This window comes from Bifidobacterium sp. ESL0784 (assembly GCF_029433295.1).
Taxonomy (GTDB): Bacteria; Actinomycetota; Actinomycetes; order Actinomycetales; family Bifidobacteriaceae; genus Bifidobacterium.
The window spans coordinates 424,133-439,050 of record NZ_JAQTHV010000001.1 but is presented as its reverse complement, the minus strand read 5'-3'; the positions used below and the strand labels follow the sequence as shown (position 1 = coordinate 439,050).

The 14,918-nt window shown below is 56.5% G+C and carries 11 protein-coding genes, 1 tRNA gene and 1 pseudogene; 2 read left to right on the top strand and 11 right to left on the bottom strand.

Going from position 1 to position 14,918, the window contains the following annotated elements; genetic code table 11:
• Positions 1–64: 64 nt before the first annotated feature.
• From PT279_RS09240 to PT279_RS01640, 3 genes and pseudogenes are all read right to left on the bottom strand, one after another.
• A pseudogene (locus PT279_RS09240) lies at positions 65–406 on the bottom strand (arginine--tRNA ligase); the annotation flags it as partial.
• A gap of 276 nt (positions 407–682) precedes the next feature.
• Entirely contained in the window at positions 683–2,722 is a 2,040-nt protein-coding gene (locus tag PT279_RS01645; protein ID WP_277164821.1) for a hypothetical protein, read from the bottom strand.
• Positions 2,723–2,792: 70 nt separating this feature from the next.
• A tRNA-Arg gene (locus PT279_RS01640) sits at positions 2,793–2,866 on the bottom strand.
• A gap of 227 nt (positions 2,867–3,093) precedes the next feature.
• Between PT279_RS01640 and PT279_RS01635 the strand changes: the two genes are divergently transcribed.
• Positions 3,094–3,744, top strand: coding sequence for a hypothetical protein (locus tag PT279_RS01635; protein WP_277164819.1), 651 nt, complete (start codon positions 3,094–3,096; stop codon positions 3,742–3,744).
• Positions 3,745–3,844: 100 nt separating this feature from the next.
• On the opposite strand, the gene PT279_RS01630 is transcribed toward PT279_RS01635, so the two are convergent.
• From PT279_RS01630 to PT279_RS01620, 3 genes are all read right to left on the bottom strand, one after another.
• Complete coding sequence (locus PT279_RS01630) at positions 3,845–4,822, bottom strand: tetratricopeptide repeat protein (protein ID WP_277164817.1); 978 nt, start codon at positions 4,820–4,822, stop codon at positions 3,845–3,847.
• A gap of 261 nt (positions 4,823–5,083) precedes the next feature.
• Positions 5,084–6,034, bottom strand: a complete 951-nt coding sequence (locus tag PT279_RS01625) for a hypothetical protein (RefSeq protein ID WP_277165208.1) — start codon at positions 6,032–6,034, stop codon at positions 5,084–5,086.
• Positions 6,035–6,087: 53 nt separating this feature from the next.
• Positions 6,088–7,995 carry a hypothetical protein gene (locus tag PT279_RS01620; RefSeq protein WP_277164815.1) on the bottom strand — a complete coding sequence of 636 codons (1,908 nt, stop codon included), beginning with the start codon at positions 7,993–7,995 and terminating at the stop codon, positions 6,088–6,090.
• 222 nt (positions 7,996–8,217) lie between these two features.
• Between PT279_RS01620 and PT279_RS01615 the strand changes: the two genes are divergently transcribed.
• Entirely contained in the window at positions 8,218–9,180 is a 963-nt protein-coding gene (locus tag PT279_RS01615; protein ID WP_277164813.1) for an FKBP-type peptidyl-prolyl cis-trans isomerase, read from the top strand.
• A 264-nt stretch (positions 9,181–9,444) separates the two neighbouring features.
• Here the strand turns inward: PT279_RS01615 and nucS are convergent, their stop codons facing one another.
• The 5 genes from nucS to atpA all read right to left on the bottom strand — a co-directional run bounded on the left by nucS (position 9,445) and on the right by atpA (position 14,865).
• A complete protein-coding gene (gene nucS, locus PT279_RS01610) occupies positions 9,445–10,269 on the bottom strand; it encodes an endonuclease NucS (RefSeq protein ID WP_277164811.1) in 825 nt (274 codons plus the stop codon).
• Between the two features lie 185 nt (positions 10,270–10,454).
• A complete protein-coding gene (locus PT279_RS01605; RefSeq protein ID WP_277164809.1) occupies positions 10,455–10,748 on the bottom strand; it encodes a F0F1 ATP synthase subunit epsilon in 294 nt (97 codons plus the stop codon).
• Complete coding sequence (gene atpD, locus PT279_RS01600; RefSeq protein WP_277164807.1) at positions 10,748–12,241, bottom strand: F0F1 ATP synthase subunit beta; 1,494 nt, start codon at positions 12,239–12,241, stop codon at positions 10,748–10,750. The genes PT279_RS01605 and atpD overlap by 1 nt, the downstream gene beginning before the upstream one ends.
• Before the next feature lie 8 nt (positions 12,242–12,249).
• Positions 12,250–13,233 carry a F0F1 ATP synthase subunit gamma gene (locus tag PT279_RS01595; protein ID WP_277164805.1) on the bottom strand — a complete coding sequence of 328 codons (984 nt, stop codon included), beginning with the start codon at positions 13,231–13,233 and terminating at the stop codon, positions 12,250–12,252.
• Between the two features lie 3 nt (positions 13,234–13,236).
• Positions 13,237–14,865: a F0F1 ATP synthase subunit alpha gene (gene atpA / locus PT279_RS01590; protein WP_277164803.1), complete on the bottom strand. Its 1,629-nt coding sequence runs from the start codon at positions 14,863–14,865 to the stop codon at positions 13,237–13,239.
• Between the last annotated feature and the right edge of the window lie 53 nt (positions 14,866–14,918).

Here is a 14,918-nt window from a genome sequence, read left to right as displayed (position 1 = left end):
CTTCGGTATCGCTGTCCTTTCCTTTCCAGACTTCGACGCCTTTATCGACGGGCTCCACCTCAACGCCCTGCTCAAGAATCTGCGAAACCACTGCGGCCGCCGAAGCGGAATCCAGCGTGATATTGATGAACCCGGGCCCCGCCACCTCGACAGAGGCAATGCCATCGGCGTCCCGCAGTTTCGCCGCAAATGCTTCAGCCAGATCGCGCGGCTTCATGCCGGCCTTCTTGGCCAGCTGCATCGCCACGTTCGATGACCAATCGCCATGAGCGCGGTCCTTCGGCCGCATAACCGCCAGTTTTTCAACCGCTGGAATCAGATCAACGGTGAGTTCGCCGGCGTCCCCCGCCGAAACCAACTCATGTGCAATATCAGAAATAAGTTCACTTAACGCTTCAGGATTCATGTTCCACAGTTTAGCGTGTCTCGGCAACCTTCTGAATCTCGACCAAATAACTCGAACCTTATCGGAGGAATCGAAATTTTATATTGATTGCTACTTTGCAAATCCCTGCTTTAGTAATTCCAGAATTTAAAACGATACTGCGGAAAGTTTCACTTACACTTGCAGCTCCCCGTCAAAATCGGAAAGGTTTGAAGTATGCTGAAAACTTTTGGCGATGGAGCGGGTAGTTTAAAGTGCAATTGAAATTCTTCTGCGTCCGTGGATGTCAGGATTTTGCTAGTTTGCACGGCTTTTTACCATCGAAGAGACGGAGCCGATCGCCATAGGCGCCATAGCTAAGCCGAAAAACACACAAACGGTGAATTGGTTGTGTTGCAACAAGAAAAGCACCAAAAAGAACAGCGAAACTACCATCAACGTTGTCATTGATATTCGGAAGAAACGATAACCAGCTTCAGTCAGCCGCTTCACCAATGTAATCAGTGAAATGCCAGAAATCGCAAACAGCAAGGACTGAAGCGCCAAACAAACAGCAGTAATCGCACCCACGCTCTCGTCCCGCATGTCGATGGCAAACAGCAACGCGAAACCAGCCAGGAATAACGCCGTACCGAAGCAGATCAAGGCGAACTCGAAAATCACCATGCGCGTGGGCCGGTATTTCGTGCCTCCCGCATTCTGCTCGCAAAGCCCTTCCGTGTTTTCGTCGGTATAGAAAATATCGCTCCAGTCGCCATGGGCGAGCGCACCGTTGTCGTCGCCTATCGCCGCAACCTTCTTGCCGAGCCTGAAAGTCGGGACATAGAGCGTTGGCTGGCCATCGAAAGCGGAACACCTTGACCGCCCGGAAATGAACATTGCGGTCGACTGTTCGGCATCGGTCGAATAGGAGATATCCAGCTCCCTGGCCAGACCGACAGAACGTTGCAACGACCAAGCCATATCCGCCATTCTCTGCAACGCCTCCGGGTAAGTCTTGCAGGGTTGGGCCGGATAGTAGCCACTTTCTATACCTGATATGGAATCGCAATACACTACGCACCAGAGCCCGTCGCTCTTCCCGATGCACACGCGCCCTGTCAATATTTTGCCGCAACTGAAATATTCGGAGGAGATGACGCCTGCCACACGTTCGGGCACCTTCCATTCCTCGCCATGATAAGTTTCAGCAAGATTCGATATTGCAGCAGGCCTGGAGGCCTGAGGATCCTCCATTAGCAGCACCATATAAAAGACTGCGCTCGTCGGATTCAGAAAATCAGCGATCTTCGATCTTGAGTCGTCGGACTCAGACCGCAAACGCACAATATGATACATACCGCTTTCGTAGAGCAGACGATATGAATCCCGGCGTCCTGTGGCAGTTGCGGTTGAAACATTTGGACTGGTTGGACTAGTTGAGCCAGCCGGACAGGTTGAACCGGCCAAATCAGCTGAGCTAGCCGAAGAATCGATTTCCTCGGGAAGACAATCAATGGATCTATCACCCAGTAAGACGCGATAGTCTCTGGCTTTTGCCGCGCTTTGCAAGGCACCCAACCAATCCCGTTTGGCATTGAGTTTGGAAAGGATAAGGGACTGGCCGGACTCGACGGAAACTTTGACGTTTGGAGAATTTGCAATTTGAGCAAGTTGTGGCGAATCGGCCTTACCCGGCAATTCTGACAATTCAGCCTCGCTTGCACCGTAGTTCTTTCGATCCAGCGTCACAACACCGCCAACGGAAAGCGAACCGACAGAACGTTCGTTCCGACGTTTCACTGCGCTAGCACTAACGGTCTGACGCTCGTTTCCGTTTTCCCACTGAGTCGAAGCATTCGCACGGTAGTATCCGTTGTGAAGTTTGAAAGACAAGACCACAGCCAGCAACGTAAAAATCGCAGTAAACGCAATGAGCACCATACTGAAATTTTCGTTGTCAATGGTCCATAGACCCTGAGTGTGGAACCTGTCAAAAATCGTTGCCACTAACGCCAAAAGTGAACCAAGCAAGATAGCCGGTACGCCAAACGCCTTGATACGCTTGGTAATCGGTAAAGGAGCCCTGAAAATAGCCATAAACATGGAGTAGCCAAGCAGAAAAACCGACAGTGCACCGAGAAGGGCAAGCGTGATTCTAGTCAGAATATTCAGTGGTTCGACAATAAAAACGAGCATTATAATGGCCCAGAACAGCCCGAACACGCCACTCACCAGTACCAGCGCTCGCCGAATCAGCTGTAACGGATGCGCAAAGACATCAGCATTGCGAAAATACCGCTTTATCGCAATTACCACATTTCCCGACCGCACATCTTTGGCGCTGTTCGATTTCATATCTGAAGCCCATCGTTAATTATAAAAGACTAAAAAATATTATAAAACTAAGTGCACTTTAGCGAATCTGTGGGCCCGATGGGATTCGAACCCACGACCTTCTGCTCCGGAGGCAGACGCTCTATCCAGCTGAGCTACGGACCCAAACAACTGTTACAGCATAGCACCGCAGCCGACCAACGGCGTGGCTTCGACGGCGGTGAAGGATGGGTGCCAGGCAGTCCCGAATCCAATAGCAAGCGGCACAACGTTGCATAACTATCCGCAGACGCTGCTCATGGAAATGATCATCCCCACACATTTCTGCCGTTTCGATTCACATATATGCACAAGAAAGTGCATAACGCCCCCATTTCGTCTAGACTTGGAATATGTCTCCTGAAATGAACGATTTCGAATTCGACCGGCGGTTCTTCTGCCACACGATGCCCGCGGAACTGGATGACGGCAGTGCGCCGACGCTTATCGTGCAGAGCTACTACGTTCACTCCGACAATTATGCGCTACGCGTGCGGCTCGTAAGCCGGAAAATCCGTATCGAAATGAACGCCGATACCGACGCGATGGCTGTGCTCGACCAATATCGAGACAGCTTCACCGAAGCATCCGTCGCCATCAAAGGACCGTCAGTGGGCGGCACTCGTTACGAGGCCGAGCGCGAAATCGACGCCAACATCGCCGCGGAACTCATCAAGCGAGGCGGACAGGTCATTATCAAGAACCGTTTTGCCGCTTGGATCGGCGAGGACGGCTGGGATATCGACGTGTTCGGTGGCTCCAACGCACCGCTCATCGTGGCCGAAGCCAAACGTTCGCGACCGGTGACGAACCTCATCATCCCGGATTTCTGCGTCACCGAAATCACCGATCAGGCGCGCTTCTCCAACGACGGACTTGCAGGAAAACCTTTCAGCACCTGGAGCAAGGACTTCGACCGCGAGCTGGCCGAACAGGGCCCGCACTTCGAGCAGATCTACGGCCACAATCGCCACGAATCATCAACTTCTGACGCGGCCTTCTGACGGCAGCGTCGCAAACATTCACACTGAAAAAAGTAAGGTGCCCTTTTCTGGCAGTATCGTCAGAAAAAGGGCACCTTTTAGGATCGAGAAACGACCAGTCTCAGTACATCAGCGTCGAGAGACGACGGCGGGCGGCCTTGAGGCGCGGGTCGTCGGGCTCGGGGATGACGAAGTACTCGAGCAGGCGCTTGCGTACCGGCTCTAGGTCGGCCTTGTGGCCAGCGGCAAGGAAGTCCAAGAGCCGCGAGAACGCATCCTCGATCTGGCCGCCGATCATGTCAACATCGGCTACGGCAAGCTGCGCATCGACATCATCGGGATGCTCAGCCGCAGCGGCACGCACCTCGCGCACGTCGGCGCTGCCGGAACGGGCCAGCAGCAAGGCTTTGGAACGCTCGCGGGCGGCCAAGGTATCGTTCGGGTTGGCTTCGAGCACTTGAGCATAGGCCTCGGCAGCACCGGCATAGTCGCCGTCGGCCGCAAGCTGATGAGCCTGCTGATGCTCGGGCGGCACCTGTTCGGCCGCGTCAGCTCCGCTTTCGTCGCCCGCAGCCGCATCGGCATCCGGATCGCCGGAATACGGCGCAGTGCCCGTGACACCGGCCTGCTGAGCCAGTTGCACAATCTGCGGCAGCAAGGTATCGGTGATTTGCGTCAATTCCTCATCACTCGGCAGGCCCTCGAGAATCGGCATCGGCCGTCCGCCGATGAGCGCGAACAGCGCCGGTGCACCCTTAATCTGGAAGGCTTGGGCGATGCCGGGTTCGGCGTTGATGTCGACGCGGGCGAGCTGGACCTGCCCCTTCATACCATTGACGGCATCCCCGAGTTTCTTCGCCATCGAAAATAGCCGATCATCGGTCGGAATCCACAGCAACAGCACGATGGGATACGTGGCGGAGGTCTGCAAAACGGCCTGGAACGTAGCCTCGGTGACATCGATGACGTAGCCGCCCGCGCTCGGGGCGCCGCCGGCCTGACCCGGCTCGGCCTGCACCTGATGTTTGATCGAACTCAAATCGACCGCACCCGCCAATGAAATGCCCGGATTCGACTGAGGATTGTTTGCTGCTGCCAAAAGTGCCTTCTTTCTCGCTGCGCCATTGCGACACAGGACTTGCTATCTGCCCGATACGTACATAACAATGTCTAATCTACCTGCCGCCCGTCCCCACAGAGCGCTGCTTTGCCTGTCGGCGGACCATGAGAATAAAGAAAATCGTGGCAATAAAGGCAGTAAAGCAATGCTAATGATTATCCGATTGTAATCATCTGGCTACGATTCTTCGACTATCTTTCGTGCAACCCGATAAGCGCAACAAAAGACAGAATCGACGACCTAGAGCGCCTCGACCTTGATCGGCTGACGCTCGGCGCCCACGGCTACCACCTTTTTGCCGGACTTGGCCGGCGGCACATAGAAGGCCAGAACGTTGACGTAGGTCACTTTCATGGTGCCGGTGGCCTTGCCTTGGCCGAAAAGCGCACGCTCGGCGTCGCTGGCCGGTTGCGATTCGCGGCCTTCGCCGGCGGTACGCGTCCATTCTGAATTGATCTGCGCGACCACCAAGTCGCCGCCTTCGGTGGATCGCATCACCGAAATCTGGTTGTTGACCGGGGCGAAAGTCTGCGTCTGCGTGCCATGGTTGCGTTCCATGCCTTCCTGGACCGTTGCGGAAAGCTTGGCCAAATCGTCGCGGAAATAATCATTGCCGAATTTCGAAGCGAACTTGCTCTGTTGTCCGTGAGTCAGCACATCCGCATAATCCTCCACTGTCTGCTGCGGGGAAAGCGAGAGGCCCGAATCATCCGCAGAGCCCATGCTGGCACCGATTGACGGAATGGCGAACTCCGGAAGTTTCGCGCCTTGGAAGAGCCTGACGACGCCCCATAGCTTGTAATTGCTGCGCGGGCTCGCCTGGGTCATCACCAGCAAACGCTTGGACTGTTGGTCCTGTGTGGTGGTGGTGATCGAGAAAACGGAACGCGGCCAGCCCGATTGGGTGGGGATGATCGTTTGCGCGATGTCTTTCGGGATGGTGGCCTTGGGGTCGATGGCGCCGGTGGCCTGGGCAATCGACAGTTCGCTGGTCCTCACTTCAAGGGCCGGGCCGGTGACGCGTGCCGAAAGCCCGTCAGGGTTTTTGGCCTTGTCCGAAGCGTCGAGAATATTGAGAGTCGTCTTGCGTATCGCCTTTTCCTGGGCTTCGGTGATGTCCGGGGTCTGGGTTGAGGATTGCGCCCCCTGCGGTTGCGGAGTTTGTTCGCCGCACGCAGCAGCGCCAACCATCGTTGCCGCTGAAAGTACCACAGCCGTCAATGTTTTCAACAGTTTTTTCGTACTCATTCCGTTTCCCCGTCCCCGCGCACATTCGACGCCTCACCGGTTGCTTCCGAATCGGCCTGGGCGGGCCCGGCCTCGCCGTTCGTCGTATCACTGTTCGCCGTATCACCGTCTGACGTTTCGGAAGAGAAACGGGCGAAATACGCACGGAGATCGTCCGCCGAAATCACCGTGGTCTCAGCCTGCGCGTGGTTCTTGTCAATTAATTCGTCAGCACTTGAGGCCGTTCGAGCCTCGCCGTTTTGAGTGTTTGCATGTTCGGCGTTGCCGGATTGGGAGTCGCCTTTCTGATGCTCAAGCGACACGGCCACGCTGGCAGTTCTGAAGTCGACACCTTTTCCTTCACGGCCATTGGCATTGTTGGCGTCATCTCGATCACCGGCATCGTTACGCTTGTCGCTGCCATCGCGATTATCGGCACTATCTGCACTACGGAGATAATCATCACTGGCATCGCTGGCGGCGGCATGCCGCGAATGCCTGCCCACCGTGGTCAATGGCGCTGCAGCATCGGATTCGGATTCCTGCTCTGGCTTGCCGCGGTGCCGCGCGAAACGGCTCATATCTTGATGATTTTCATCAGTATTTGCAGTATCAGCATCTTCGTGTGCCTGTGTGAAAGCCGTATCCGTGGTAGTCGGTGACGCTGCAGCCTGCTCGCTGGAATCTTCCGTTTCGGAACCCTGAGGTTGGTCGGTTTCGGTTTCGCCGGTTTGTCCGGCGGACGGGCCGCCAAGAACCTGATGAGAATCGGACGCGGTTTCTTCTGCGGTATCCGTTTCATCTTCAGCATCTTCGTCCGTGTCGTTGCTCATCTGCATATCGGCCACAAGATTGCGTCTGGTTGGGTCGATGATGCTGGGTGCCGAAACTTCGGCGTCCGAAAGCCCGTCTCCTGTACCGGCAGATAGCAGCGATCCATTACTCGCCGCACCAGCCCCGCCATTTTCGGCTGAGGACGAGGCCCCCGAACCCGCAAGATCGGAAGGTTGAATCTTATGAGACGGACGATGGTTATGGCTCGAATGCGTCAGACTCGTCTTGAGCACGGCGATGCTGCCGGTCATGGCCTCAGAAATGGAAACCTCTTCAGCCTTCGCCTTTTCGCGTACCTCACGGCGTTTCGCCCGCTTGCGCTTGAACGATTCGTTGGCCATGATCGCAAAGATGGAAGCGGACAAGATGGTCAGCACCACGCACACGCCGGCCGCGATGAAGAACGGCATAGCATGATTCGGGACCTGATCGCGCACCCAATGCATCGTAACGCTAACGCTTGGCTGCGCCGACTTCTTGACGGACGACGATTTCCCCGCGGACGCCCCCATATCGACGATCAGCACCTGATCGTTCTTCACATCATCGAGGTTCATCGTAATCGCGGAGTCGCCGCACTTCACGCTCGTCCACATATCCGAGTCCTTGAACGCTACCTCGCCGTCCCCCTGCGCAGCCGCAAGCTTTGGTCCGGTCGCGGTTTTGGTAGAAAGTGCCTTCCAACCGTCCAGCCCGGTGACGCGGGTGTAGTCCTGACCGGCAAGCCAACCGGTGGCATCCTTCGCATTGCCCAAGGCCACGCAGGTCGACGCCACGGATTCGGCGTTTCCGGTTTTATCGGATTGGGCTGAAGACTTAGCCGAATTACCTTGCGTGCTCACTTTTACATTGACAGATTTGGCAAGCAGGTTCAGCATGCCCGAATCGGTGACGACATAGCGGGTTCCGGAAATCGAAGCGGTCGCGCTCACCTCATGCGCCGGCTTCCAAACGGTCATATTCAAGGTGCCAAGGACGATGAACAGCACCGCAAGAAGGCCGAAAACAGGCGCGACGACGCCACGCATGATAGTCGCGTGTTTGGTCGGCTTTGCGTTGTGCTTGTGCTGCTTATCGTGTTCTGAAGTCATATCGCCTTATATTCTACAAGGCCTGTCCGATAGAAGTCTGGGAAAACAGCCCTCTTTTGAGCCAGATACGCATGAACCATGTCCGAGAATCGTTATCAAACCTTGAAAATTCAGGTAGACAAGCTTTGCCGATTCTTTTGTTCATAGATGAACGAGGCTGGGAATTCTCGCCAAATGGTGCAATCGTAGGTAAATCAGGGTTCAGGGCTAATGTGGTGGGTTATGAGCAACAATCACTCGCGAGCATTCCCTCGCATTCTTGCCGCAGCCTGCACCATCGCCCTTTCGTTAGGCATGGCCGCCTGCGGGTCAAACAGCGACAAATCCACAAATTCCTCTGAAGACACACAGATGGCCGGGGTCAAAGCCACAGGGGCACTTGGCAAAAAGCCGAAAATTACCTTCCATACCCCGATGAGCGTGGTCAACAATTCCTACGTCGTGCTGCAAAAAGGTAACGGTGCCGCCATTCAAAAAGACAACCACGTCTGTATTCAAGGCATCGCGCTCAACGCCAAGGATGGCAGCGAGATGATGAGCACTTGGGAGAAGAATACACCCGACTGCTCGATGGTGATGAACGAAGAGGGCATCACCAACAAGACATATTACAATGTGCTCAAAGACCAGAAGATCAATTCGACCGTGGCTTTTGGTATCAACGACCACAATAAGACCAGCACCTCCTACATCATGGCAATCACGTTGGTTTCGCAATCCAAGCCAATCACCCGCGCTAAGGGCGACAAGGTCACCGACGTGCCGGCAAACCTGCCGAAAGTGACGCTCGGCGAAAAAGGCGCGCCATCCATCGATTTCAACGGCTACAAGCCCGGCAACGACCTGGTGGTCCAGCCGCTCATCAAAGGCAAGGGCCAGAAAGTGGATGAGAAGGACACCATCGACGCCCATTACACCGGCTGGGTGATGGACAAGGACGGAAAGCCCTCGAAGTTCGATTCCTCGTGGGACCGCGGCAAGCCCGCGCAGTTCTCGCTGCAACAGGTTGTCAAGGGTTGGACTCAAGGTCTGGCCGGTCAGACAGTCGGTTCGCAGGTACTGCTGGTCATTCCTCCGTCTTTGGGCTATGGCAGCGAGTCGAAAGACAAGATTCCCGCCAATTCGACGCTCTACTTCGTGGTCGATATCCTCTACGATTATGGCGAGATGCAGACCCAGCAGTGATTCGGCTGCAAGAATCTGACAATTAAATCAGGACAGAAATTCCCGGACATTCATCATTGCGTGATGTCCGGGAATTTTCGTATCTCGCCACGCTCCACACAAATTTCGATTTGGGGTTATAGGCCGAACACCAGTTGTAACCAACTCTTTTTGGCCTATAACCCGATTCCGGCCAAATTAGACAGACAGATAGATTACAACCAGACCGCAGTGGCAGAACATCGAATTAACAGTCCGGCAGTTTTTATTTAGTGCTGATTTTCATCAGAACAAACGCAAGCTGTCGTCATCCGTGCCTTTCATGTCCTCATAGTCGAGGATGAGGCAATCGAAACCGCGTTCGGTCGCGAGGACTCTGGCCTGCGGAGTGATGGTCTGAGCGGCGAACATGCCACGAACCGGGGCGAGCAACGGGTCCTTGTTCAAGAGCTTGACGTAACGGGTGAGCTGTTCGACGCCGTCGATGCCGCCGTGGCGCTTGATCTCGATGGCGACGTGCTGGCCGTTGCCGTCGATTGCCATGATGTCGACCGGGCCGACGGGCGTGGGGTATTCGCGGCGCACGAGTTTCGCGCCCTTGCCGATGCGCTCGATCTGCTGGGCCAGATAATACTGGAGGTGGTCTTCGACGCCGTCCTTAACGAGGCCCGGGTCCTCCCCCAAATCGTAGGTCTCATCGGAATAGACGTGCTGCACCGTCACTTCAAGTACGTCAGTCGATTTCTGCGCGGCTACGCGAAACACCTTCTCCGGCAATGGTTCCGCATTCGCATTCGCATCAGCATCGGTATCGGTTTGAACAGAATCCTTCGCGGCGATGTAGTCTTCCGCCCCTGGCACTGTTTCGACATTTTCTTCTTGACTTGACGACACCATTACGTCGTCTCTGTTTTTCGTTTCAGGTTCCGGCGTGACCTCTTTGATGGTGCAGGGCGCGGCCATCCAGTTGAGCGGCTTGTAGGAGCCGAGTTCGGAGAAAATCAGCAGACTCTGGTCAGCCTTGATCATCAACACGCGCTTGGCCATGGGCAACGAGGCGTTGAGTCTCCCGGAATAGACGGCGGAGCAGTCAGCAACAATAATTCGCACGTTGCCACTTTACCCGAGCCTCTGGGCGAAACCCAGAAGTTCGACCCATCATAACCCGAGGAAACAATCGGTTACCTTTTGAACAAGTCACTCATCAGGCAGCGAAGAAATAGCAAAAGCGGAGACATCGAGTGTATCGATGTCTCCGCAATTTTGACGAAAGTCGTCAACGAACCGGCCGAAACTTAGTCGGCGGTCGCCGTTGGATCCTTCTTGGTGTCCACGCCGGTTTCCACAGCGACGGTCAACGAGTTGGAATCAAAGGACGCAAAGCCGTCAGTCACTTCGAAGCTGTGACGATTGCCGTCGACGTCAACGGCCGAAATCGTGCCTTTGTCGATTACCGTCAGTATTGGCTCGTGGTCAGGCAGAAGACCCATGCCACCCTCGCTTGCGGGGATGGAAACGGACTTCGCCTCACCGGTCCATAGCGGGCGGTCGGAGGCGACGATATTCACCTTCATCGTTGAGCTGGCCATCACGCATATTCCTTCTGCATGTCGTGCCACTTGTGCTCGAGGTCATCGATGCCACCGATGCCGTTGAACGCCTGCTCGGGCAGCTCGTCGTACTGGCCGTCGCAAATGCGCTTGAAGGCCTCGACGGTCTCGTCGGCGGGGACATAGGAACCTTCCAAGCCGGTGAATTTCTTCGCGACGTAGAAGTTCTGACCCAGGAACTGCTGGATCTTGCGGGCGCGGTTGACGGTGGTCTTGTCTTCCTCACCGAGCTCGTCGATGCCGATCAGGGCGATGATGTCCTGGAGCTCCTTGTTGCGTTGCAGAATCGCCTTGACGCGGTTCGCGGTGTCGTAGTGCTCCTGGCCCACGTAGCGCGGATCGAGGATTCGCGACGTGGACGAAAGCGGGTCGACGGCCGGGTAGATGCCTTGGGAGGCGATGTCACGCGAAAGCTCGGTGGTCGCATCCAAGTGGGCGAAGGTCGTGGCCGGGGCCGGGTCGGTGTAATCGTCGGCGGGCACGTAAATGGCCTGCAACGAGGTGATCGAGTGACCACGGGTCGAGGTAATGCGCTCCTGCAGGGAGCCCATCTCGTCGGCCAGGTTCGGCTGGTAGCCCACGGCGGACGGCATACGTCCGAGCAGCGTGGAGACCTCGGAACCCGCCTGCGTGAAGCGGAAGATGTTGTCGATGAAGAGCAGCACATCCTGGTTTTCGACATCACGGAAGTACTCGGCCATGGTCAGAGCGGTCAGCGGCACGCGAAGACGCGTCCCCGGGGGCTCATCCATCTGGCCGAAGACCAACGCGGTCTTCTCCAGAACTCCTGCATCGCCCATCTCGCCGATCAGATCGTTGCCCTCGCGGGTACGCTCGCCGACACCGGCGAATACGGAGACGCCGCCGTGGTTCTGCGCCACGCGCTGGATCATCTCCTGGATCAGCACGGTCTTGCCGACACCTGCGCCGCCGAAGAGGCCGATCTTGCCACCCTCGACGTACGGGGTCAGCAAATCGATAACCTTGATGCCCGTCTCGAACATCTTGGTGCGGCTTTCGAGCTGGTCGAAGGCCGGCGGATTGCGATGGATGGACCAACGTTCCTTGATTTCGATATGCTCATCGGGCTTGGCGTTCAGAATATTGCCCGTGACATCGAACACATGTCCCTTGGTCACGTCGCCGACCGGCACCTCGATGGGGCCGCCCGTGTCGGTGACCGTCGCGCCACGCACGAGGCCATCAGTAGGCTTCAATGCGACGGCGCGCACCGTGGAATCGCCGATCTGCTGCTCGACCTCAAGGGTAATCTCCTTGACGGTCTCGCCTTCGGTGTTGCCCACGTTGCTGATCTTGACTTTCAGGGCATTGTAGATGTCGGGCAGGTGCCCCGCCGGAAACTCGGCGTCAATGACCGAACCCTGGACGCGGGTGATGCGTCCGGCATTCAGATCAATCGCCGAATCGGCGGAGGTCGCTGTGGACTGAGCCGTTGACTCGTTTTCAGCCATGTGCGTTCCTACTCTTCCTCTTTGTTCAGCGCGTCTGCGCTGCTGATTATCTCAGTAAGTTCCTGGGTGATCGAGGCCTGACGCGAAGCGTTGAGCTGGCGCGTGAGCGAATCGATCAGATTGTTGGCATTGTCGGTCGCGGTGTGCATGGCGTTCTGTCGGCTTGCCGTCTCTGAGGCGGCAGCGGTCAACAGACATTCATGAATGCGTGACTGCACATATTTCGGCAGAATCGCATCAAGCACCTTGTCAACGCTCGGCTCAAAAGCGTAAAGCGGCGAAGTGTCATCGTCCTGCACCACGGCTGCCGCATCGGTTCCAGCTTGGTCAATTGTCGACGGCACGCCAGCACCCTGCTCGGTTCCCGTAGCGCTTCCGGCTTTCTGGTCACCGTTGCGCACGAGCTCGACGGGCAGCATCCGCAGCACGCGAACCTTCTGCACCACCATATTCACGAATTCCGTGAAGATGATATACAGCTCGGATACACCGCCTTGCGCGGCCGTCTTCATGTAATCGCCCAACAGCCGATCTGCGATTTCCCTAGCGATTTCCGCTCCCGGCTGGTCGGTGTTGCCTTCCCACGTCGCCGCGATCTTGCGATTGCGATAACGATAATAGGAGACGCCACGACGACCGTAAACATAGAGCAGAGGCTGCTTGCCCTCCTTATCGAGGCGCGTGAGCAACGATTCCGTCTCGCGAATGATCGACGAAGTATAGGCACCTGCCATACCGCGGTCCGACGTCAAGGCCAGAACGGCGACCCGAGGGTTCTTTTCCGTGGACTTGACGATCGGATGATCGATATCGGTATGTGCGGCCAGCGCCTGAACGGCATCGAAAATCGCGTCGCTGTATGGCTTCGCATTGAGCGCCACGGTGCGGGCCTTGGCGATATGCGAAGAAGCAATCATCTCCTGCGCGTTGAAGATCTTGCCCAACGACGTGGTGGAGTTGATACGTGATTTCAATCCGAGTTGCGAAGCCATGGGTTACTTATCCCCCGCCACAATCTTTTCCTGCTCGATCTTGGTAGGCGTGGTGACGTCGGACTTCTTGACCACCAACGGCTTGCCGGCCTTGGTCACATAGTTGCCGCGGTATTCCTCGACAGCTGCGTCCAGAGCCTTCTCCGTATCGGCGGTGAAGTTTTCGGTGTCACGAATCGTCTTCAGGATGTCGGTGTTGTGATCGAGATAATCCAAGAGACCATGCTCGAAAGGCAGCACGTCAGCGATCTCCAGATCGTCGAGCTTGCCATGGGTGCCGGCCCACACGGAGACGACCTCCTGCTCCATCGAATAAGGGGAGAACTGAGGCTGCTTCAACAGCTCGGTCAGGCGGGCGCCACGCGTCAGCTGCGCCTTGGAAGCCGCATCCAAGTCGGAGGCGAACATCGCGAAGGACTGCAACGAACGATACTGTGCCAGCGAGATCTTCAAGGTACCGGAAACCTTCTTCAACGCCTTGGTCTGGGCCGCGCCACCGACGCGGGAGACCGAGATGCCGACGTCCACTGCGGGGCGCTGGTTGGCGTTGAACAGATCGGACTGCAGGAAAATCTGACCATCAGTAATGGAAATGACGTTCGTCGGGATGTAGGCGGACACATCGTTCGCCTTCGTCTCCACAATCGGCAGACCGGTCATCGAGCCGCCGCCAAGGTCATCAGAGAGCTTGGCGCAGCGTTCGAGCAGACGGGAATGCAGATAGAAGACATCTCCCGGGTAGGCCTCACGCCCCGGCGGGCGACGCAGCAGCAGGGAAATCGAACGGTAAGCTTCGGCCTGCTTCGACAGATCGTCGAAGACGATGAGGACATGCTTGCCGTGATACATCCAGTGCTGGCCGATGGCCGAGCCGGTGTAGGGGGCGATGTACTTGAAACCTGCGGAATCGGAAGCCGGGCTGGCCACGATGGTGGTATATTCCATCGCACCTGCCTCTTCAAGGCTCTGACGCACCGAGGCGATGGTGGAACCCTTCTGGCCGACAGCCACGTAGATGCAACGCACCTGCTTCTTCGGGTCTCCGCTCTCCCAATTGCTCTTCTGGTTCAAAATCGCATCGATAGCGATGGCGGTCTTGCCGGTCTGACGGTCGCCGATGATGAGCTGTCGCTGACCACGGCCGATCGGTGTCATCGCGTCAATGGCCTTCAAACCCGTGGAAAGCGGTTCCACAACGGGTTGACGATGCATAACGTCCGGGGCCTGAGCCTCGAGAATTCTGCGGCCTTCGCTTTTGATTTCACCCAAGCCATCGATCGGTTTGCCCAGAGGGTCAACCGTACGCCCGAGATATCCGTCGCCGACCGGCACGGAAAGCACCTCTCCGGTGCGCCGTACCTCCTGGCCTTCCTCGACACCTGCGAAGTCGCCGAGGATAACCACGCCGATCTCGCGGGGATCAAGGTTGAAAGCCAGGCCGAGCGTGCCGTCTTCGAACGTCAGCAGCTCGTTGGCCATGCAACCAGGCAGTCCCGTTACATGCGCGATGCCATCGCCGGCCGTGGCGACATAGCCCACCTCTTGGGTGGGAGTGTCGCTGGGCTTGTACGAATCGACGAAGTCGTCGAGGGCCTTTCGCACATTCGCAGGATCAATGGTAAGTTCTGCCATGATCACTCCTTATTGATTAATTTGTTGACTGTAAGTCTTGTACAGGTGCCGTT